The following is an 18,515-nucleotide window of genomic DNA, read 5'->3' as shown; positions in this document are numbered from 1 at the left end:
ATTTGTACCGTGCCCGACAATGCAATGTGAAGCTCGACTAAATCCTCCCGCGTGTCAGAAATCAAGGGGGAGCGGAAGTGACTTCGATGGAAGGGTGGTGGTGGGAGACGGGCGGGCGCAATAGGTATCGGGTGTCGATCCGGGATCTTTTCCGGAACTTTTCGCCGACGGGCGCCCCGACCCCTGCTCGTGACTGCAGTCACGTAGCTTCCTACAAGTCGACGCGCGTAGAAATTTTGTGCAGGTAGTCTGAAACCACTGCAGGAACCTGCTCAGCACCACACCACCGGGAGTGCACGTGGCACGCGTCGTAGTCGACGTCATGCTCAAGCCGGAGATCCTCGACCCCCAGGGCCAGGCGGTGCAGCGCGCACTGCCGCGTCTGGGTTTCGAAGGCATCTCGGACGTCCGTCAGGGAAAGCGTTTCGAACTGGAAGTTGAGGGGCCGGTCGACGAGGCCGCGCTCGCCCGCATCCACGATCTTGCGGAATCCTTCCTCGCCAACACCGTGATCGAGGACTTCACCGTCCGCGTCGAGGAAGTCGCGGAGGCCGTGAAGTGACCGCTCGTATTGGCGTCGTCACTTTCCCGGGCTCTCTGGACGACCGGGACACACAGCGTGCGATCCGGCTCGCGGGCGCCGAACCCGTAGCCCTGTGGCACAAGGACAAGGACCTCAAGCAGGTCGACGCGGTGGTGCTGTGCGGCGGTTTCTCCTACGGCGACTATCTGCGCGCCGGAGCCATCGCCCGTTTCTCGCCGGTGATGGAGCCCCTGCTGGAGCAGGCGAAGGCCGGTCTGCCGGTGCTCGGCATCTGCAACGGCTTCCAGATCCTCACCGAGGCCCATCTGCTGCCGGGCACGATGCTGCGCAACGACCACCTGCACTTCATCTGCCGTGACCAGAAGCTGCGCGTGGAGAACGCCGAGACCTCCTGGACCACCGACTACACGGCCGGCCAGGAGATCCAAATCCCGCTGAAGAACAACGACGGGCAGTACGTCGCCGACGCGTACACGCTCGACCAGCTGGAGGCCGAGGGCCGCGTCGCCTTCCGGTACCTGGTCCGCGGCGAAGCCGCTGATGGATACGGCAACCCCAACGGCTCGCAGCGGGACATCGCCGGCGTCACCAACGAGGCCGGAAACGTGGTCGGCCTCATGCCGCACCCCGAGCACGCCGTCGAGCCGCTCATCGGCACCGGCCGCACCGACGGCCTCCCCTTCTTCACCTCGATCCTCAAGAAGCTGGTCAACGCATGAGCCGGACGCCTCTGGACACGGTCGAGCACGCGGCCGCGACCCCCGACGTCGAGCTGCCCTGGGCCGAACTCGGCCTGAAGAAGGACGAGTACGAGCGGGTCGTGGAGATCCTCGGCCGCCGGCCCACCGGCGCCGAGCTCGCCATGTACTCCGTCATGTGGTCCGAGCACTGCTCGTACAAGTCGTCGAAGGTGCACCTGCGCCAGTTCGGCGAGAAGGCGCCCCAGTCGGACGCGCTCCTCGTCGGCATCGGCGAGAACGCCGGCGTCGTGGACGTCGGCCAGGGCTACGCGGTCACCTTCAAGGTCGAGTCGCACAACCACCCGTCGTACGTCGAGCCCTACCAGGGCGCGGCCACGGGTGTGGGCGGCATCGTGCGCGACATCATCGCGATGGGCGCGCGGCCCGTCGCCGTCGTCGACCCGCTGCGGTTCGGCGCGGCCGATCACCCCGACACCAAGCGGGTGCTCCCGGGTGTCGTCGCCGGAATCGGCGGCTACGGCAACTGCCTGGGCCTGCCCAACATCGGCGGCGAGGTCGTCTTCGACGCCTGCTACCAGGGCAACCCGCTGGTCAACGCCGGTGCCATCGGTGTGATGCGGCACGAGGACATCCACCTCGCGAAGGCGTCCGGCGCGGGCAACAAGGTCATCCTGTACGGGGCCCGGACCGGCGGTGACGGCATCGGCGGCGCCTCGATCCTCGCCTCGGAGACCTTCGACGACGCCAAGCCGTCCAAGCGTCCCGCCGTCCAGGTCGGCGACCCCTTCCAGGAGAAGCTGCTCATCGAGTGCACCCTGGAGGCGTTCAAGGAGAAGCTGGTCGTCGGCATCCAGGACCTCGGCGCCGCCGGCCTGTCCTGCGCCACGTCCGAGCTCGCCTCCAACGGCTCCGGCGGCATGCGCGTCACCCTCGACGACGTACCGCTGCGCGACTCCACGCTCTCGCCCGAGGAGATCCTCATGAGCGAGTCGCAGGAACGCATGTGCGCGGTCGTCGAGCCGGCGAAGGTCGACCGCTTCCTGGAGATCTGCGAGAAGTGGGACGTCATCGCCACCGTCATCGGTGAGGTCACCGACGGCGACCGGCTGGAGATCTACTGGCACGGCGGCAAGATCGTCGACGTCGACCCGCGCACGGTCGCGCACGAGGGCCCGGTCTACGAGCGCCCGTACGCCCGCCCGTCCTGGCAGGACGAGCTCCAGGCCGACGACGCGAACAAGCTGCCCCGGCCGGGGACGTCCGAGGAGCTGAAGGACCAGGTCCTGAAGCTTGTGGCGTCACCCAACCAGGCGTCCAAGAAGTGGGTCACCTCGCAGTACGACCACTTCGTGCAGGGCAACACCGTCCTCGCCCAGCCCGAGGACTCCGGCATGATCCGCATCGACGAGGAGACCGGCCTCGGCGTCGCCATCGCGACCGACGGCAACGGCCGTTACGCCAAGCTGGACCCGTACCACGGCGCCCAGTTGGCGCTGGCCGAGGCGTACCGCAACGTCGCCACGACCGGCGCCAAGCCGCTCGCCGTCTCCGACTGCCTGAATTTCGGCTCGCCCGAGGACCCGGCGGTGATGTGGCAGTTCGCGGAGGCCGTGCGCGGACTGGCCGACGCCTGCCAGCAGTTGGGCACGCCGGTCACGGGCGGCAACGTCTCGCTCTACAACCAGACGGGCGAGGCGGCCATCCACCCGACCCCGGTCGTCGCGGTCCTCGGCGTCATCGACGACGTGGCCCGGCGCACGCCGGTCGCCTTCCAGGAGGAGGGCCAGCTGCTCTACCTCCTCGGCGACACGCGTGAGGAGTTCAGCGGCTCGGCCTGGTCGCAGGTGATCCACGACCACCTCGGCGGCCTGCCCCCGCAGGTGGACCTGGAGCGGGAGCGGCTGCTCGCCGAGATCCTGATCTCCGCCTCCCGCGACGGCATGATCGACTCCGCGCACGACCTGTCCGACGGCGGTCTGATCCAGGCGGTCGTGGAGTCGGCGCTGCTCGGCGGCAAGGGCGCGCGTCTGGTCGTACCGGACGGGCTCGACGCCTTCACCTTCCTCTTCTCCGAGTCGGCGGGGCGTGCGGTCGTCGCCGTGCCGCGCTCCGAAGAGGTCCGCTTCAACGACATGTGCGGGGCGCGGGGTCTGCCGGTCACCCGCATCGGTGTCGTCGACGGTGACTCGGTGGACGTCCAGGGCGAGTTCGCGCTCGGCCTGGAGGAGCTGCGCAAGGCCCACGAGGAGACCATTCCGGCGCTGCTGGCCTGAGTTCCGAACCTCCCTCGAAGCCCCCGTCCGGTCCGCCGGTCGGGGGCTTCGGCGTGCGCGGGCCCCCTGTCCGCCCCGTTCCGCCGCTTGCACGTAATTACGTAGTTCCGTAATATCGAGGTGTGGAACTCGAAGAACGCGTCGCCGACCTGGAGCGACGACTGGCCGCGCTGGAAAGCGCGCAGCACACCGCTCCCCGCCTTGGCGAGGGAGACTTCTGGGCCCTGGAAGGGTTCAAGGAGCAGCTGGCCGAGCTGAAGGCGGTCGACGGAGGAGTGCTGTTCACCGGCGCCGTCCGGCTGCCGACCGGGGAGCAGTACGAGTGGCAGCACGGGACGCTGACCGAGGGGCTGCTGGACGACGACTGGGCCACGGCCGCCGAGTCGTTCGCGGCGCTCGGTCATCCGGTCCGGCTGCGGCTGCTCCGCGAGATCCTCGGCGGCCGGCGCACCGCGGCCGAACTGGCCGAGCCCGACGAGGTCGGCACGACCGGCCAGATCTACCACCACCTGCGCCAGCTCACCGGCACGGGCTGGCTGCACACGACAGGACGGGGCCGATACGAGGTGCCGCCGGGGCGGGTCGTACCGCTGCTGGTGGCGTTGTCCGCGGCCCGTCCGTAACAGCGACCGAACTGGGGAAACGATGTCCGGACGCAAGCTCGTCAAGATCGTCTACCGCGCACTGCACCTGACCTTCCTCGCCCTGGTGATCGCCGACCTCACCCTGGGCCTGGGCCATCCCATGTGGTGGAACTTCCTGCCGCTCGTCCTGTCCTATGTGATCCTCGTCGTGGCCCATCGCTGGGGCGGCGCCCCGGACAGCCCCCGCGCCGCCCGCGAGCCCGTCGAGGTCGCGCCGCCCGTCACCGGCCGCTGGTCCGCGCTGAACAGCCCGGCCGACCGCACCCCCAGCCACGGCACGCACGCCTACGGCCAGACCTACGCCATCGATGTCGTCGCCGAGCCCGAGCCGAGCGCCCGCCCCGCCTTCCGCTGGCTGTGGCCGATCGCCCGCCGCAGCAGTGCCTTCCCGGCGTTCGGCGCCCCGCTGCTCGCGGTGGCCGACGCCACCGTCGTACGGGCCGTCGACGACCAGCGCGACCACCTCAGCCGCACCTCACTGCTCGCGCTGCTGTACCTGATGGTCGTGGAGGCGTCCGTACGCGACCTGGCCGGCGTCAAGCGGGTCGTCGGCAACCACCTCGTCCTCGACCTCGGCGACGGCACCTTCGCGCTCTACGCCCATGTGCAGCGCGGTTCGTCCACCGTCCGCGAGGGCGACCGGGTGACCGCCGGACAGCAGCTGGCCCGCTGCGGCAACTCGGGCAACTCCACCGAACCCCACCTGCACTTCCAGCTGATGGACGGGCCCGACCCGGACACCGCTCGCGGCGTCCCCTTCACCTGGCGCGGCGTGGGCGTACCCCGCAACCGGGAGATCTTCGAGCTCCCCACGTCGGCCTCGCAACCCGCCTAGGCTGCCGTCCATGTCCCCGGCCAAGAAGCGCGCCCGCACCTACGACCCCGCCAGGATCCGCACCGCGGTCCTCGCCCAGTTCGGGAACGTCCGACAGGCCGTACGTACCCTCACCGACGACCAGCTCGCCGCCCCCACCCGACTGGCGGGCTGGACCGTCCGGGACCTGGCCGCGCACATGACCACGGCCGTGGAGACCGTCAGCCGCAACCTCGACCGGGACGAGCCGGCCAAGGCCGAGCTCACCCTCCTTCAGTGGCCCTTCACCACCGCCGCCCGCGCCGACGACATCGCCGACGGCACCCGCGAACTCGCCGCCGCCGACCGCGACCTCGACGCCCTGTACGCCCGCACCGAGGAACGCCTGGCCGAGAGGCTGGCGGACGCGCCCGGCGACCGGCTCCTCGCCACCCGCACCGGCGCCATGACCCTCGCCGACTACCTGGTCACCCGCACCGTCGAACTCGTCGTCCACTCCGACGACCTGAACGCCGCCGTCCCCGGCCTCGACCTGCCCTACGACCGCCAGGCCCTCGCCGCCTGCACCCGCTTCCTCGCCGACGCGCTCGCCGCGCGGGCGCCCGGCGGTTCCACCGAGGTGCGGATCCCGCCGTACGCCGTCGTGCAGTGCGTCGAGGGGCCGAGGCACACCCGGGGCACCCCGCCGAACGTCGTCGAGACCGACCCGCTGACCTGGATCCGGCTCGCGACCGGCAGGGTGACCTGGCCGGACGCGATAGCGCAGGCCAAGGTGAGCGCGAGCGGGGAGCGGGCGGACCTGAGCGGGCTGCTGCCGCTCATGGGGTGACGCCGGCGTATCCGCGGAACCAGTCCCGTTTCCCTCCCGTCCCACCGGCATGAACACATTCGGCACACTCGGCAAGGACAAGCAGCGACTGACCGCCCTCGCCACGCTGACGCTCCTCCCGCTCGCCGTCGCCTGCGGCAGCGAGGACTCGGGCAGCGACTCGGTCGGCGCCGGGTCGTCGGCCTCCGTCTCCGGCGTCCACTGGGCGGTGGACGACGTGACCGTCGACGGCAAGAAGAACGCCGCCCCGAGCAGCGCCTACCTGTGGATCGCCGACGGCGGCGAGGTCAAGGGCAACCTCGGCTGCAACAACTTCGGTGCCGACGCCTCCTTCGCGGACGGCCGCGTCGCCTTCGACAAGCTCCAGGCGACCGAGATGGCCTGCGACGGCGTCCCCCCGAAGTTCGAGGAGACCCTCGCGCGCACCCTCGCCGAAGGCGACCTCACCAGCGAGGTCGACGGCGACAACCTCACCCTCACCACGAAGGACGGCGACCGGGTGGCCCTCAGCAAGCAGGAGGCCGCCCCGCTCAAGGGCACGAAGTGGACCGTCACCAGCCCCGACGCCGACGGCAAGGCGCACCTCACCTTCGACGAGAAGACCGGTCAGGTGGGCGGAAGCCTCGGCTGCAACAAGGTGAAGGCGACGGCGACGGTCAGCGACGGCCGTATCACGCTGGGCACCCCGTCCACCACCCGAATGATGTGCGACACCTCACTCATGAAAACGGAGAAGGAGCTCCTGAAGCTCTTCGACGGCACCGTGAAATACGAACTGAACCACCGGAATCTCACGCTGACCAGCGAAAACGGTGAGAGCGTCAGCGCGGCGGCAGCTGGGTGATCCTTTACGGCCGCGTATCCCCAATTCGGACCAGTGGTCGATCTCGCCTACACTCGGAGCCGTGCCACGTGGTGACGGTCGACTCAATCACGATCTGCTCCCCGGCGAGAAAGGCCCCCAGGACGCGTGTGGCGTCTTCGGTGTCTGGGCTCCGGGCGAAGAGGTCGCAAAGCTCACGTACTTCGGGCTCTACGCCCTCCAGCATCGGGGCCAGGAATCCGCGGGAATCGCGGTCAGCAACGGCTCCCAGATCCTCGTCTTCAAGGACATGGGACTGGTCTCCCAGGTCTTCGACGAGACCTCGCTCGGTTCGCTCCAGGGTCATATCGCGGTCGGACACGCCCGCTACTCGACCACCGGCGCATCCGTGTGGGAGAACGCCCAGCCGACGTTCCGTGCCACCGGGCACGGATCCATCGCGCTCGGTCACAACGGCAACCTCGTCAACACCGCCCAGCTCGCCGAGATGGTCGCCGACCTGCCCAAGCAGGAGGGTGGCCGCACCCCGCGCGTCGCGGCCACCAACGACACCGACCTGCTGACCGCGCTGCTCGCGGCCCAGGTCGACGAGGACGGCAAGCCGCTGACCATCGAGGAGGCGGCCCACCAGGTCCTTCCGCAGGTCCAGGGCGCCTTCAGTCTCGTCTTCATGGACGAGCACACCCTCTACGCCGCCCGTGACCCGCAGGGCATCCGTCCGCTGGTCCTCGGCCGCCTGGAGCGCGGCTGGGTCGCCGCGTCGGAGTCGGCCGCCCTCGACATCGTCGGTGCCAGCTTCGTCCGCGAGATCGAGCCGGGCGAGTTCGTCGCCATCGACGAGAACGGCCTGCGCACCTCCCGATTCGCGGAAGCGAAGCCCAAGGGCTGTGTCTTCGAGTACGTGTACCTGGCCCGCCCGGACACCGACATCGCCGGCCGGAACGTGTACCTCTCCCGCGTGGAGATGGGCCGCCGCCTCGCCAAGGAGGCCCCGGTCGAGGCCGACCTGGTCATAGCGACCCCGGAGTCCGGCACCCCGGCCGCCATCGGCTACGCGGAGGCGAGCGGCATCCCGTTCGGCGCCGGTCTGGTGAAGAACGCGTACGTCGGACGGACGTTCATCCAGCCCTCGCAGACCATCCGCCAGCTCGGTATCCGGCTGAAGCTGAACCCGCTGAAGGAAGTCATCAAGGGCAAGCGCCTGGTCGTCGTCGACGACTCGATCGTGCGCGGCAACACCCAGCGCGCCCTGGTCCGCATGCTCCGCGAGGCGGGCGCCGCCGAGGTCCACATCCGGATCTCCTCGCCGCCCGTGAAGTGGCCCTGCTTCTTCGGCATCGACTTCGCGACCCGCGCCGAGCTCATCGCCAACGGCATGACGATCGAGGAGATCGGCACCTCGCTGGGCGCCGACTCGCTGTCGTACATCTCCATCGACGGCATGATCGAGGCGACCACCATCGCCAAGCCGAACCTGTGCCGCGCCTGCTTCGACGGCGAGTACCCGATGGAGCTCCCGGACCCCGAGCTGCTCGGCAAGCAGCTGCTGGAGACGGAGCTGGCCGCCGGCCCGGCCGCCACGGCCGCCACCGACGCGATCCGCCGCCCGTAGACGGCCCCGTAACACCTGCCGTACGACACGAAGGTTCTCATTAGCCATGTCTGAGACACCCATCGCCGAGGGCGGCGCCAGCTATGCAGCCGCGGGCGTCGACATCGAAGCGGGCGACCGCGCCGTCGAGCTGATGAAGGAGTGGGTGAAGAAGACCCAGCGCCCCGAGGTCCTCGGTGGCCTCGGCGGTTTCGCCGGTCTCTTCGACGCCTCCGCCCTCAAGCGCTACGAGCGTCCCCTGCTCGCCTCCGCCACCGACGGAGTCGGCACCAAGGTGGACGTCGCCCGTCAGATGGGCGTCTACGACACCATCGGCCACGACCTGGTCGCCATGGTCATGGACGACATCGTGGTGTGCGGCGCCGAGCCGCTGTTCATGACCGACTACATCTGCGTCGGCAAGGTCCACCCCGAGCGGGTGGCCGCCATCGTCAAGGGCATCGCCGAGGGCTGTGTCCTCGCCGGCTGCGCCCTGGTCGGCGGAGAGACGGCCGAGCACCCGGGTCTGCTGGGCGAGGACGACTTCGACGTCGCCGGCGCCGGTACGGGCGTGGTGGAGGCCGACCGGTTGCTGGGCGCGGATCGCATCCGTACGGGTGACGCGGTGATCGCCATGGCGGCATCCGGCCTTCACTCGAACGGGTACTCGCTCGTCCGCCACGTGCTGCTGAACCAGGCCGGTCTCGCCCTGGACGCCCAGATCGACGAGCTGGGCCGCACCCTCGGCGAGGAGCTCCTGGAGCCGACGAAGATCTACTCGCTGGACTGCCTGGCCCTCACCCGTACCACCGAGGTGCATGCCTTCAGCCACATCACCGGCGGTGGCCTCGCGGCCAACCTGGCCCGGGTGATCCCGGACGGCATGCACGCGACCGTCGACCGCGCCACCTGGACCCCGGCCCCGATCTTCGACCTCGTCGGCAAGACCGGCTCGGTCGAACGCCTGGAGCTGGAGAAGACCCTGAACATGGGCGTCGGCATGATCGCGATCGTCCCGGAGGAGTCCGCGGACGTGGCGCTCGCGACGCTCGCCGACCGCGGGGTCGACGCATGGGTCGCGGGCGAGATCACGGACCGAGGCGACCACACGACCGGCGCGGAGCTGGTCGGCGACTACGCGGTCTGAACACCTGCGACAGCAACACCTGCGGACAGCGCAGAACCCGGCCGGTGGCAGTGCCACCGACCGGGTGAGTGCTCAATGCATGGTCAAGCGCCGCGACGGTGTTGTGAAGAAGAGGGACCGTCGTCTTCGTCCTCGTCGTCGTCCTCATAGAGGTCGGCGTATCGAGAGTAAAGATCGTCCTCGTCATCCTCATCGTCCTCGAACGGCTCGCCGTTCGGCGGCTGGCTCGAAGTCGATGCGCCCAGTTCACTGGCCAGACGTGAGAGGTCCGTCCCACCGCTGTTGTACTTCAGCTGGCGGGCGACCTTCGTCTGCTTGGCCTTGGCCCGGCCGCGCCCCATGGCTCGACCCCCTCGGTGACGGGGCTCGACGGCCCCAGAGTCTGACACGCGTTCATGATCCGGAACGGACTCTCCATGGAGAGGCCGATCCGTAGGGCTTCCACGGTACCTGAGCCCGCGCCCATACGGTACGTCGCCCGCAGCACGCGCGTGTGCACAGGACCTTCGAGGTGCCCTGTCCTCGCTGGTCAACCGCGATTTTAACCACTTATCGGCGGTCGACCCGCCGGTAGAAGTGAGAGTTCTCTCCAACTGCCCACCGGCGGGTACCGGTCAAACCCGTGTCATGCATTTTCGTCGGCTCCGTCCGCGCGGAGCCGACGCACCCGTCACAGTGCCCCGCGTGCCTCCGCCATCCGCTGCTCGGCGATCCGGTCGGCCGCTGCGGCCGGCGGAATACCGTCCGTCTTCGCACGAGCGAATATGGCCAGCGTGGTGTCGTAGATCTTCGACGCCTTCGCCTTGCACCGGTCGAAGTCGAAGCCGTGCAGCTCGTCGGCGACCTGGATCACGCCGCCGGCGTTCACCACGTAGTCGGGCGCGTAGAGGATCCCGCGGTCGGCGAGGTCCTTCTCGACACCGGGGTGCTCGAGCTGGTTGTTGGCGGCACCGCAGACGATCTTCGCGGTGAGCGCGGGCACGGTGTCGTCGTTCAGGGCCCCACCGAGCGCGCAGGGGGCGTAGATGTCCAGGCCCTCGACGCGGATCAGCGTCGCGGTGTCGGCGACGGCCGTCACCCCCTCGGGGTGCGCGGCGAGGATCCGGCCCACGGCCTCCTCGCGCACGTCCGTGATGAAGACTTCGGCGCCTTCTGCCCGCAGGTGCTCCACCAGGTGATGGCCCACCTTGCCGACGCCCGCGATACCGACCTTGCGGCCCCCCAGCGACGGGTCGCCCCACAGGTGCTGGGCGGAGGCCCGCATGCCCTGGTAGACGCCGAAGGCGGTGAGCACGGAGGAGTCGCCGGCGCCGCCGTTCTCCGGGGAGCGCCCCGTGGTCCAGCGGCACTCGCGGGCCACGACGTCCATGTCGGCGACGTAGGTGCCGACGTCGCACGCGGTGACGTAGCGCCCGCCGAGCGAGGCCACGAACCGGCCGTAGGCCAGCAGCAGCTCGTCCGACTTGATCTTCTCCGGGTCGCCGATGATCACGGCTTTGCCGCCGCCGTGGTCGAGCCCGGCCATGGCGTTCTTGTAGGACATCCCGCGCGCGAGGTTCAGGGCGTCGGCGACGGCCTCCTCCTCGGTCGCGTACGGGTAGAAGCGCGTACCGCCGAGCGCGGGGCCCAGAGCGGTGGAATGAATGGCGATGACGGCCTTGAGGCCGCTGGCGCGGTCCTGGCAGAGCACAACTTGCTCATGACCCCCCTGATCCGAGTGGAACAGGGTGTGCAGGACGCCGTGTGTTACGTCGGTCACTGTGGTGACTCCTGAGTACTGGCGGCGGTTGGAGCGAGCTCCCGTACAGGTGGCGGGAACTGTGTGCATGAGATTAGACCCGTGGGCGCCCGCTGAACCCGCCGTGCTCAGGATCACCTACTCCCGGAGTACAGCCGTGCGACGATTTGCATAGATTTCCCGCCGTTTTGTGAGCGGGTTTCGCAGGTTTTCCTGGCAGACGGCGGGGGAGGGAGCAGGCGTGCCCAAGGTGTCCTCGGTGATCGTCCCGTATGCGGCCTATCTGCGGGTGTACGAGCCACTGGCCGCCTTCCCCGAGCCGGAGCGCGGCCACTGGGACCGCTACGCCCGCCGTGCCGACCGCCCCTCGTACCAGGACGAACTGCGCCGCTCCCTGGCCGACTTGCTGCCCACCCCGCCGATCCCCGTGCCGGTGCACGAGAGCAGTGACGCCTTCGTGGCCGAGGTCGACGGCGTGCTGTGCGTGTGCCCGTGGCGCACCCGGCTGCGCGGCTGGCAGGCCCTCGGCGAGCTGGGCGACGAGCTGCCGGGGCCGGTCCTGGACGCGGTCCTGCCGGAGGTCGTACGGCGCCAGGCGGCCCAGGACTACGAGCGCTGGCTGGCCCGCAACCCCGACGCCCGGCCCTGGATCCGCACCTCGACCTGGCAGGTGCCGCTGCACTGGTTCGTGCTGGTGTCGGACGGGGAGCGGCGCTTCGAGAAGGGCTCGGGCGAGATTCCCCCGATGCTGCGCTACCGCACGCCGATGGTGCAGGCGCGGCGGCGGGTGGCGCGGGCCCTGCGGACGCTGAAGGACGCCATCGACGAAGGGCCCCTCATCGACGGCCTGCTGGACGTGGGGCGCTGGCTGGAGGAGTTCCACCCGCGCTCACTGGTCGAGCTGGACTACGGCGGTCTGGTGCACACCCTGCCGGCCGGCGAGCTGGAGGACGACCACTCGGCGGCCGACGTGGCCGACGGCATCGACGCGCTGCGGCGGGGCGACGGGGCGGGCGCGGGGGAGGCCTACGGGCGGCTCGTGGAGCGTTGGCGGGCGGTGCGGGAGCGACGGTCGGCGAACTGAGCGGGCCTGGTGTGATGTAACCCACCGTGTGACATAACGAACTGGCGTTTGACGACACGCCCGTTTTGGGGTTTCGTGCTCGCTCTGGGGTTCTTGATGCCTCGTCAACAACGGACGTAGAACCCGATCCGGGCGTATGCATCAAGCTGGCCGCAACGCGCGTAAGCGTGACGGACCGCACGTACGCGGCTCTTGCGCCGCTAACCCCCCCTCGTGCCAAAATAGGACAAGGAGTCCGGGGAGGACTCTAGCTCGACATTGCACGCTTTGGGGGGTCTTGAGACTCCTGCACGCCACTGTGACTGATCGTCACAGTGGCGTGACTGTCCGCTATGGCATGGTCCATCGGCATCCGTCGCTGATGAACACCTGGGAGGGCAATTCCATCGGTTTGGCCGACGCGGCTGGACAGATGGTGTAGTTGTAGTGCCGAGGACAAGCCGTTCGTCCTATAACCGACTCGACTCGCGTCCGCCATTTCGGGCAACGCGGGTCAAGGTGCAGAATTTAGAGGAAAGAACCGAGAAGGTTCGGTTCTCCCGAGGAGGCCGCTCATGACCGCTCGCACCCCTGATGCCGAGCCGCTGCTGACCCCGGCTGAGGTCGCCACCATGTTCCGCGTCGACCCCAAGACGGTCACGCGGTGGGCGAAGGCCGGGAAGCTTACTTCCATCCGTACGCTCGGCGGGCACCGCCGCTACCGCGAGGCCGAAGTCCGCGCACTGCTCGCGGGCATCCCGCAGCAGCGCAGCGAGGCCTGAACAACTTCATAACCGGGCAAACCGGCGGCTCCCCCAACTCGCCGCGGCGCCCGGACACTAGCTTCAAGCGACGCGGGTTCTGCCCCAACAGAGCCCACGCCCGAGCCGTACAGAGCTCTTAGGCACGCAACAAGGGTGCGTCGTAGATCGCGCTGGACTCCGCCGGGTCCAGCGCGATCTTTTTTGTGCGCGGGTGTGCGGGAGTGTGTGTGGGGCCGGTGTGTGCGGGCCTATGGGTGTGGGGGGCATGCGAAGCCCGGCGGCCGGCCCGGGGCCCCCGCGGGCCCTGCGGACGGGCTTGGCGGGGGCTGGGTGAGGGTATCGGGTCTCCTGTGGGCCCGCCCCGGATGGTCGCTCTGCGTACACGGTATGAGTACCGGAAGCTGGTGCAATTGCACATATTAAATTGACCAGTTGTAGGCGGGCTGTAAGTACCGCACTTCGTGAAAGCAATGCGGTGACACCCGTCACACATCCCGATGCTTGTTGCCTTGGACCCCGGTGCGCTAAAAGAGCGAGCCCACCCCAGCGGCCCATGCCGGCACCGGAGTTGACCCGTCCGGCGCCCTTACGGACCGTCACACCGTGGAAGGGCTTTCCTCCTCGACGACCTCGCCTTTCACCACCCAGGCGGCACGCGGCGGGGAGTCCATCGCCAATCGCAGCAGGTGGCGGCAGATCGGGCAGTGACGCGTCAGATGTCGTCGATAGGAGGCGGCGGCGGACAGGTGCGCGCGGAGCAGGGCCCGCGTCTCGTGCCTAACCGATGCCGCCATACGCCACCTCCGAGGGGCTTCGCGGGAAGGTGCCCTGATTTGTGAGTACCGAGGGAATGTGACTCCGTCAAGGCGCACGGGAGCCCGTCGAGGGGCGCGGACACGAAGAAGGCCCGCACCCCTCGGGGTACGGGCCTTGCTTCCCCTTGCGGTCCTGGCGGGATTTGCTGTCCCCGATTGCGGCTGCGCCGCGGGCGCGGCCTCCGCCTCGGCGGGGCGGGAGGTGAGTGCGGTGAGGGTGCAGAAAGGCCCGCGTCCCTGAGGGGGATGCGGGCCGATCTCGTTATTGCGGTCCTGACGGGATTTGAACCCGCGGCCTCCACCTTGACAGGGTGGCGAGCACTCCAAACTGCTCCACAGGACCAGGTTTCGCGGCGCTGATTCGTGCGTTGCGCTGCGAGAAGAGACTGTACAGGAGGGTGCGCCCGCTGGTCGAACTCACCCAGCGTACACGGCCCGTTACGGTGCCAGAGCGTCGATCGTCTTCACGATCCGCTTGTCGGAGACCGGGTACGCCGTGCCCAGCGCATGCGCGAAATAGCTCACCCGGAGCTCCTCCAGCATCCAGCGGACGTCCAGGACCTGCTGCGGCACCGGACGGCCCTGCGGCATCTGCTCCAGCAGCCAGCCGTACTCGTCCTGCATCTCGTGGACCTTCTCCATCCGCGTGGTGTCCCGCTGGACGTTCGTCGGCATCTGCTGGAGACGACGGTCCACCGCGATCAGATACCGCATGAGATCCGGCATCCGCCGCAGGCCCGCCTCCGTCACGAAACCGGGCCGCACAAGAGCGTCCAGCTGCTTACGCACGTCCGTGAGGTTCGCCAGCAGCGCCGGACTGCCCACCGCCTTCAAACGCCGCTCAGCGGCCTGCCAGGCCGCCAGGACCTGCTGCACCTGGCCAACCGTACGCACCGTGGTGTCGACGATCTCGGCGCGCACCTTGTCGTACAGCTTCCGGTACGACTCCTCGTCCCACGCCGGGCCCCCGAAGTCACCGATCAGCTTGTCCGCCGCCGCCGTCGCGCAGTCGTCGAACAGGGCCTGGATCGAGCCGTGCGGATTCGCCGACAGGGCGAGCTTCTGGGCGTTCGTCAGCTTCTCGGACGCGAACTTCGCCGGGTTCACCGGGATGTTGCGCAGGATCAGCCGACGCGTGCCCTTCCACATCGCCTGCTGCTGCTCCGCCTCCGTGTCGAAGAGCCGGACCGAGACCGTGTCGCCGTCGTCCACCAACGCCGGATACGCCTTCACCGGCTGACCGGCGCGACGCGTCTCGAAGACCCGGGTCAGCGAGCCGATCGTCCAGTCGGTCAGGCCCCCGCGCTCCAACGACTCACCGCCCGCACGGGACGCCGTGGCCGCCGCGGCCTGCGAGAGGGCCTTACGCGCCTTCGGCTTCAGCCGCAGCCGCAGGGCCTCCAGATCCTTGTCCTCCGCGAGCGTGCGGCGTCGCTCGTCGACGACCCGGAACGTGATGCGCAGATGATCCGGAACCTTCGACCAGTCGAAGTCGTCGGCGGTGAAGGGCACCCCGACCATGCGCTTCAGCTCCCGAGCCATCGTCACCGTCAACGGCTCCTGCAACGGGACCGCGGCATCGAGGAAACGCTTGGCGAAGTTCGGCGCCGGCACGTAGTTGCGGCGGATCGGCTTCGGAAGCGAACGGATCAGCTCCGTCACCAACTCCTCGCGCAGACCGGGGATCTGCCAGTCGAAGCCGTCGCCCGTCACCTGGTTCAGCACCTGAAGCGGAACATGGACCGTCACACCGTCCGCGTCCGCGCCCGGCTCGAACTGATACGTCACCCGGAACTTCAGCTGGCCCTGCCGCCAGGAGTCCGGATAGTCCGCCTTGGTGACCGCCTCCGCCGATTCCCGGACGAGCATCTCCCGCTCGAAGTCCAGGAAGTCCGGCTGCTCATGCCGCTTGCGCTTCCACCACGAGTCGAAGTGCGCGCCCGAGACCACATGGTCCGGGACCTTCTGGTCGTAGAAGTCGAACAGCGTCTCGTCGTCGACCACGATGTCCCGGCGCCGCGCCCGGTGCTCCAGCTCCTCGACCTCGCTGAGCAGCCGGCGATTGTCCGCGAAGAACTTGTGATGCGTGCGCCAGTCACCCTCGACCAGGGCGTTGCGGATGAACAGCTCCCGGCTGACCTCCGGGTCGACCCGGCCGTAGTTCACCTTGCGCTGCGCCACGATCGGCACGCCGTACAGCGTCACCTTCTCGAACGCCATCACCGCCGCCTGGTCCTTCTCCCAGTGCGGCTCCGAGTACGTGCGCTTCAGCAGATGCCCGGCGAGCGGCTCCACCCACTCCGGCTCGATCCGGGCGTTCACCCGGGCCCAGAGCCGACTCGTCTCCACCAGCTCCGCGGACATCACAAAACGCGGCGGCTTCTTGAACAGGGCCGAACCGGGAAAGATCGCGAACTTGGCGTTCCGGGCACCCAGGTACTCGTTACGGCCGCCGTCCTTGCGCCCACCGGAACCCGGACCCGAGTCCTTCGATTCCTTCACGTCCTTCATGCCGATGTGCGACAGCAGACCGGCGAGGAGAGAGACATGGACCCGGTCGGCAGGAGCGTCGTCCTCGTTGAGGTGGATGCCCATCTGCTTGGCCACCGTACGCAACTGCGTATAGATGTCCTGCCACTCACGAATGCGCAGGAAGTTCAGATACTCCTGCTTGCACATCCGCCGGAACGACGACGAACCTCGCTCGCGCTGCTGCTCGCGCACATACCGCCACAGGTTCAGATACGCGAGGAAGTCGCTCGTCTCGTCCTTGAACCGGGCGTGCTGCTGATCCGCCTGCGCCTGCTTGTCCGCCGGACGCTCACGCGGATCCTGGATGGACAGCGCAGCCGCGATGACCATGACCTCACGCACACAGCCGTTCCGGTCCGCCTCCACGACCATGCGCGCCAGCCGCGGATCCACCGGCAGCTGGGCCAGTTTGCGGCCCATGTCCGTCAGTCGCTTCCGGACATCCTTCTGCGACGGATCCAGCGCCCCCAGCTCCTGAAGAAGCTGCACACCGTCACGAATGTTGCGATGGTCCGGCGGGTCGATGAACGGGAACTTCTCGATGTCACCGAGCCCGGCCGCGGTCATCTGAAGAATGACGGAGGCCAGGTTCGTCCGCAGGATCTCCGCGTCCGTGAACTCCGGACGGCCCTCGAAGTCGTCCTCGGAGTACAACCGGATGCAGATACCGTCGCTCGTCCGGCCGCAACGGCCCTTGCGCTGATTGGCGCTGGCCTGCGAGACCGCCTCGATCGGCAGCCGCTGCACCTTGGTGCGATGGCTGTACCGGCTGATCCTCGCGAACCCGGGATCGATGACGTACTTGATACCCGGGACGGTCAGCGAGGTCTCCGCCACATTGGTCGCCAGAACGATCCTGCGCCCGGTGTGCGGCTGGAAGACGCGATGTTGCTCCGCGTGGGACAGGCGGGCGTACAGCGGCAGGATCTCGGTGAAGCGGTACTGCTTCTTCGTCAGCGCGTCCGCCGTGTCGCGGATCTCCCGCTCACCGGAGAGGAAGACGAGGATGTCGCCCTTCCCCTCCCCCATCAACTCCTCCACCGCATCCGTGATCGCGGTGATCTGATCACGGTCGGTGTCGTCCGAGTCCTCCTCGAGGAGCGGCCGGTAGCGCACCTCGACGGGATAGGTACGCCCGCTGACCTCGATGATCGGCGCATCACCGAAATGCCGGGAGAAACGCTCCGGATCGATGGTCGCCGACGTGATGACGACCTTCAGATCCGGCCGCCTCGGCAGCAGCTGAGCCAGATACCCGAGCAGGAAGTCGATGTTCAGCGACCGCTCGTGCGCCTCGTCGATGATGATCGTGTCGTACGCGCGCAGCTCACGATCCGTCTGGATCTCGGCCAGCAGAATGCCGTCCGTCATCAGCTTGATGAAGGTGCCGTCCGGGTTCACCTGGTCGGTGAACCGGACCTTCCAGCCCACGGCCTCCCCGAGCGGGGTGTCCAGCTCCTCCGCGACCCGCTCCGCGACCGTACGCGCCGCGATACGACGCGGCTGCGTATGCCCGATCATGCCGCGTACACCGCGTCCGAGCTCCAGACAGATCTTCGGGATCTGCGTCGTCTTTCCCGACCCCGTCTCACCGGCGACGATCACGACCTGATGGTCACGGATCGCGTCCGCGATGTCGCTCTTCTTCTGGCTGACCGGCAACTGCTCCGGATACGCCACCTCGGGCACCCGGGCCCGCCGGCCGGCGATGCGCTCCTCACCCTTGGCGATCTCCGCCTCGATCTCGGCGAGCACAGCGGCACGCGCCTCCGGCTTACGGATCTTGCGCGCACCTTCGAGCCGCCGGCCGAGCCGCTGCGCATCACGCAGGGAGAGCTCGTTCAGGCGGGAGGCGAAGGCGCCGAGGGCGGGGGCAGGGTGCGTAGACATACGCGATCCAGGATCTCATCCCACCGAAATCTGTGGCGAACGCTTTTGCCGCGCGGGCGGTCGAGCGGCGGATGAGGCGGATGAGCCCGGAAGCACGGGAACACAACAAAGCCCCGATCCGAAGGTCGGGGCTTTTGCTGTGGCTGGGGCCGGGGTCGAACCGGCGACCTATCGCTTTTCAGGCGATCGCTCGTACCAACTGAGCTACCCAGCCGCAAGGCTTCTTTCGAAGCCTTTGCGGTCCTGACGGGATTTGAACCCGCGGCCTCCACCTTGACAGGGTGGCGAGCACTCCAAACTGCTCCACAGGACCTTGCGATGCGTACGACAGTGTCGCACACCGTACT

Annotated in this window: 15 protein-coding genes and 3 tRNA genes; 11 read left to right on the top strand and 7 right to left on the bottom strand. The window is 68.5% G+C overall.

All coding sequences use genetic code 11. The features are described from left to right. The first annotated feature begins 298 nt into the window (after positions 1–298). The 9 genes from purS to purM all read left to right on the top strand — a co-directional run bounded on the left by purS (position 299) and on the right by purM (position 9,366). Positions 299–562, top strand: a complete 264-nt coding sequence (purS, locus tag ACHBTE_RS32510) for a phosphoribosylformylglycinamidine synthase subunit PurS (protein ID WP_394728731.1) — start codon at positions 299–301, stop codon at positions 560–562. Then, the gene (purQ, locus tag ACHBTE_RS32505) at positions 559–1,263 is read left to right on the top strand and encodes a phosphoribosylformylglycinamidine synthase subunit PurQ (RefSeq protein WP_394728729.1); all 705 of its coding nucleotides are present in this window, start codon (positions 559–561) and stop codon (positions 1,261–1,263) included. Before purS ends, purQ begins: the two co-directional genes overlap by 4 nt. After that, the gene (gene purL / locus ACHBTE_RS32500) at positions 1,260–3,518 is read left to right on the top strand and encodes a phosphoribosylformylglycinamidine synthase subunit PurL (protein ID WP_394728727.1); all 2,259 of its coding nucleotides are present in this window, start codon (positions 1,260–1,262) and stop codon (positions 3,516–3,518) included. Before purQ ends, purL begins: the two co-directional genes overlap by 4 nt. A gap of 122 nt (positions 3,519–3,640) precedes the next feature. Then, positions 3,641–4,141, top strand: a complete 501-nt coding sequence (locus ACHBTE_RS32495) for an ArsR/SmtB family transcription factor (RefSeq protein ID WP_394728725.1) — start codon at positions 3,641–3,643, stop codon at positions 4,139–4,141. 22 nt (positions 4,142–4,163) lie between these two features. After that, positions 4,164–4,997, top strand: coding sequence for a M23 family metallopeptidase (locus ACHBTE_RS32490; protein ID WP_394728723.1), 834 nt, complete (start codon positions 4,164–4,166; stop codon positions 4,995–4,997). A 10-nt stretch (positions 4,998–5,007) separates the two neighbouring features. Next, the gene (locus ACHBTE_RS32485; RefSeq protein WP_394728721.1) at positions 5,008–5,805 is read left to right on the top strand and encodes a sterol carrier family protein; all 798 of its coding nucleotides are present in this window, start codon (positions 5,008–5,010) and stop codon (positions 5,803–5,805) included. Between the two features lie 49 nt (positions 5,806–5,854). Further along, positions 5,855–6,649: an META domain-containing protein gene (locus ACHBTE_RS32480; protein ID WP_394728719.1), complete on the top strand. Its 795-nt coding sequence runs from the start codon at positions 5,855–5,857 to the stop codon at positions 6,647–6,649. A 61-nt stretch (positions 6,650–6,710) separates the two neighbouring features. After that, positions 6,711–8,240 (top strand): amidophosphoribosyltransferase, encoded by a 1,530-nt coding sequence (gene purF, locus ACHBTE_RS32475; protein ID WP_394728717.1) that lies wholly within the window; start codon positions 6,711–6,713, stop codon positions 8,238–8,240. Positions 8,241–8,286: 46 nt separating this feature from the next. After that, positions 8,287–9,366, top strand: a complete 1,080-nt coding sequence (gene purM / locus ACHBTE_RS32470) for a phosphoribosylformylglycinamidine cyclo-ligase (protein ID WP_394728715.1) — start codon at positions 8,287–8,289, stop codon at positions 9,364–9,366. An 83-nt stretch (positions 9,367–9,449) separates the two neighbouring features. Here purM and ACHBTE_RS32465 read toward each other — a convergent pair whose 3' ends face one another. Then, on the bottom strand, positions 9,450–9,707 hold the full coding sequence (locus ACHBTE_RS32465; RefSeq protein ID WP_055624925.1) for a DUF3073 domain-containing protein: 258 nt from the start codon (positions 9,705–9,707) through the stop codon (positions 9,450–9,452). A 329-nt stretch (positions 9,708–10,036) separates the two neighbouring features. Beyond that, the gene (locus tag ACHBTE_RS32460; protein ID WP_394728712.1) at positions 10,037–11,125 is read right to left on the bottom strand and encodes a Leu/Phe/Val dehydrogenase; all 1,089 of its coding nucleotides are present in this window, start codon (positions 11,123–11,125) and stop codon (positions 10,037–10,039) included. A 220-nt stretch (positions 11,126–11,345) separates the two neighbouring features. On the opposite strand from ACHBTE_RS32460, the gene ACHBTE_RS32455 reads away from it, so the two are divergent. Both ACHBTE_RS32455 and bldC read left to right on the top strand, forming a co-directional pair. Beyond that, positions 11,346–12,188: a hypothetical protein gene (locus ACHBTE_RS32455; RefSeq protein ID WP_394728710.1), complete on the top strand. Its 843-nt coding sequence runs from the start codon at positions 11,346–11,348 to the stop codon at positions 12,186–12,188. A gap of 554 nt (positions 12,189–12,742) precedes the next feature. After that, a complete protein-coding gene (bldC, locus tag ACHBTE_RS32450) occupies positions 12,743–12,949 on the top strand; it encodes a developmental transcriptional regulator BldC (RefSeq protein ID WP_003949541.1) in 207 nt (68 codons plus the stop codon). Between the two features lie 578 nt (positions 12,950–13,527). On the opposite strand, the gene ACHBTE_RS32445 is transcribed toward bldC, so the two are convergent. From ACHBTE_RS32445 to ACHBTE_RS32425, 5 genes are all read right to left on the bottom strand, one after another. Continuing rightward, positions 13,528–13,725, bottom strand: a complete 198-nt coding sequence (locus ACHBTE_RS32445) for a DUF6274 family protein (protein WP_394728706.1) — start codon at positions 13,723–13,725, stop codon at positions 13,528–13,530. 289 nt (positions 13,726–14,014) lie between these two features. After that, a tRNA-Asp gene (locus tag ACHBTE_RS32440) sits at positions 14,015–14,089 on the bottom strand. A gap of 95 nt (positions 14,090–14,184) precedes the next feature. Continuing rightward, complete coding sequence (hrpA, locus tag ACHBTE_RS32435; protein ID WP_394728704.1) at positions 14,185–18,168, bottom strand: ATP-dependent RNA helicase HrpA; 3,984 nt, start codon at positions 18,166–18,168, stop codon at positions 14,185–14,187. A gap of 140 nt (positions 18,169–18,308) precedes the next feature. Beyond that, positions 18,309–18,382 (bottom strand) — tRNA-Phe (locus ACHBTE_RS32430). Between the two features lie 24 nt (positions 18,383–18,406). After that, positions 18,407–18,481: transfer RNA gene (locus ACHBTE_RS32425), tRNA-Asp, on the bottom strand. Between the last annotated feature and the right edge of the window lie 34 nt (positions 18,482–18,515).

It is taken from the genome of Streptomyces sp. M41, assembly GCF_043673425.1.
Classification (GTDB): domain Bacteria; phylum Actinomycetota; class Actinomycetes; order Streptomycetales; family Streptomycetaceae; genus Streptomyces.
This window is presented reverse-complemented; position numbering and strand designations above follow the sequence as displayed.

Coding starts and splice junctions, on each gene's coding strand:
- purM (WP_394728715.1), top strand. CDS start 8,287: ATGTCTGAGACACCCATCGCCGAGGGCGGCGCCAGCTATGCAGCCGCG.
- purL (WP_394728727.1), top strand. CDS start 1,260: ATGAGCCGGACGCCTCTGGACACGGTCGAGCACGCGGCCGCGACCCCC.
- ACHBTE_RS32465 (WP_055624925.1), bottom strand. CDS start 9,707: ATGGGGCGCGGCCGGGCCAAGGCCAAGCAGACGAAGGTCGCCCGCCAG.
- ACHBTE_RS32490 (WP_394728723.1), top strand. CDS start 4,164: ATGTCCGGACGCAAGCTCGTCAAGATCGTCTACCGCGCACTGCACCTG.
- ACHBTE_RS32445 (WP_394728706.1), bottom strand. CDS start 13,725: ATGGCGGCATCGGTTAGGCACGAGACGCGGGCCCTGCTCCGCGCGCAC.
- hrpA (WP_394728704.1), bottom strand. CDS start 18,168: ATGTCTACGCACCCTGCCCCCGCCCTCGGCGCCTTCGCCTCCCGCCTG.
- ACHBTE_RS32480 (WP_394728719.1), top strand. CDS start 5,855: ATGAACACATTCGGCACACTCGGCAAGGACAAGCAGCGACTGACCGCC.
- bldC (WP_003949541.1), top strand. CDS start 12,743: ATGACCGCTCGCACCCCTGATGCCGAGCCGCTGCTGACCCCGGCTGAG.
- ACHBTE_RS32485 (WP_394728721.1), top strand. CDS start 5,008: ATGTCCCCGGCCAAGAAGCGCGCCCGCACCTACGACCCCGCCAGGATC.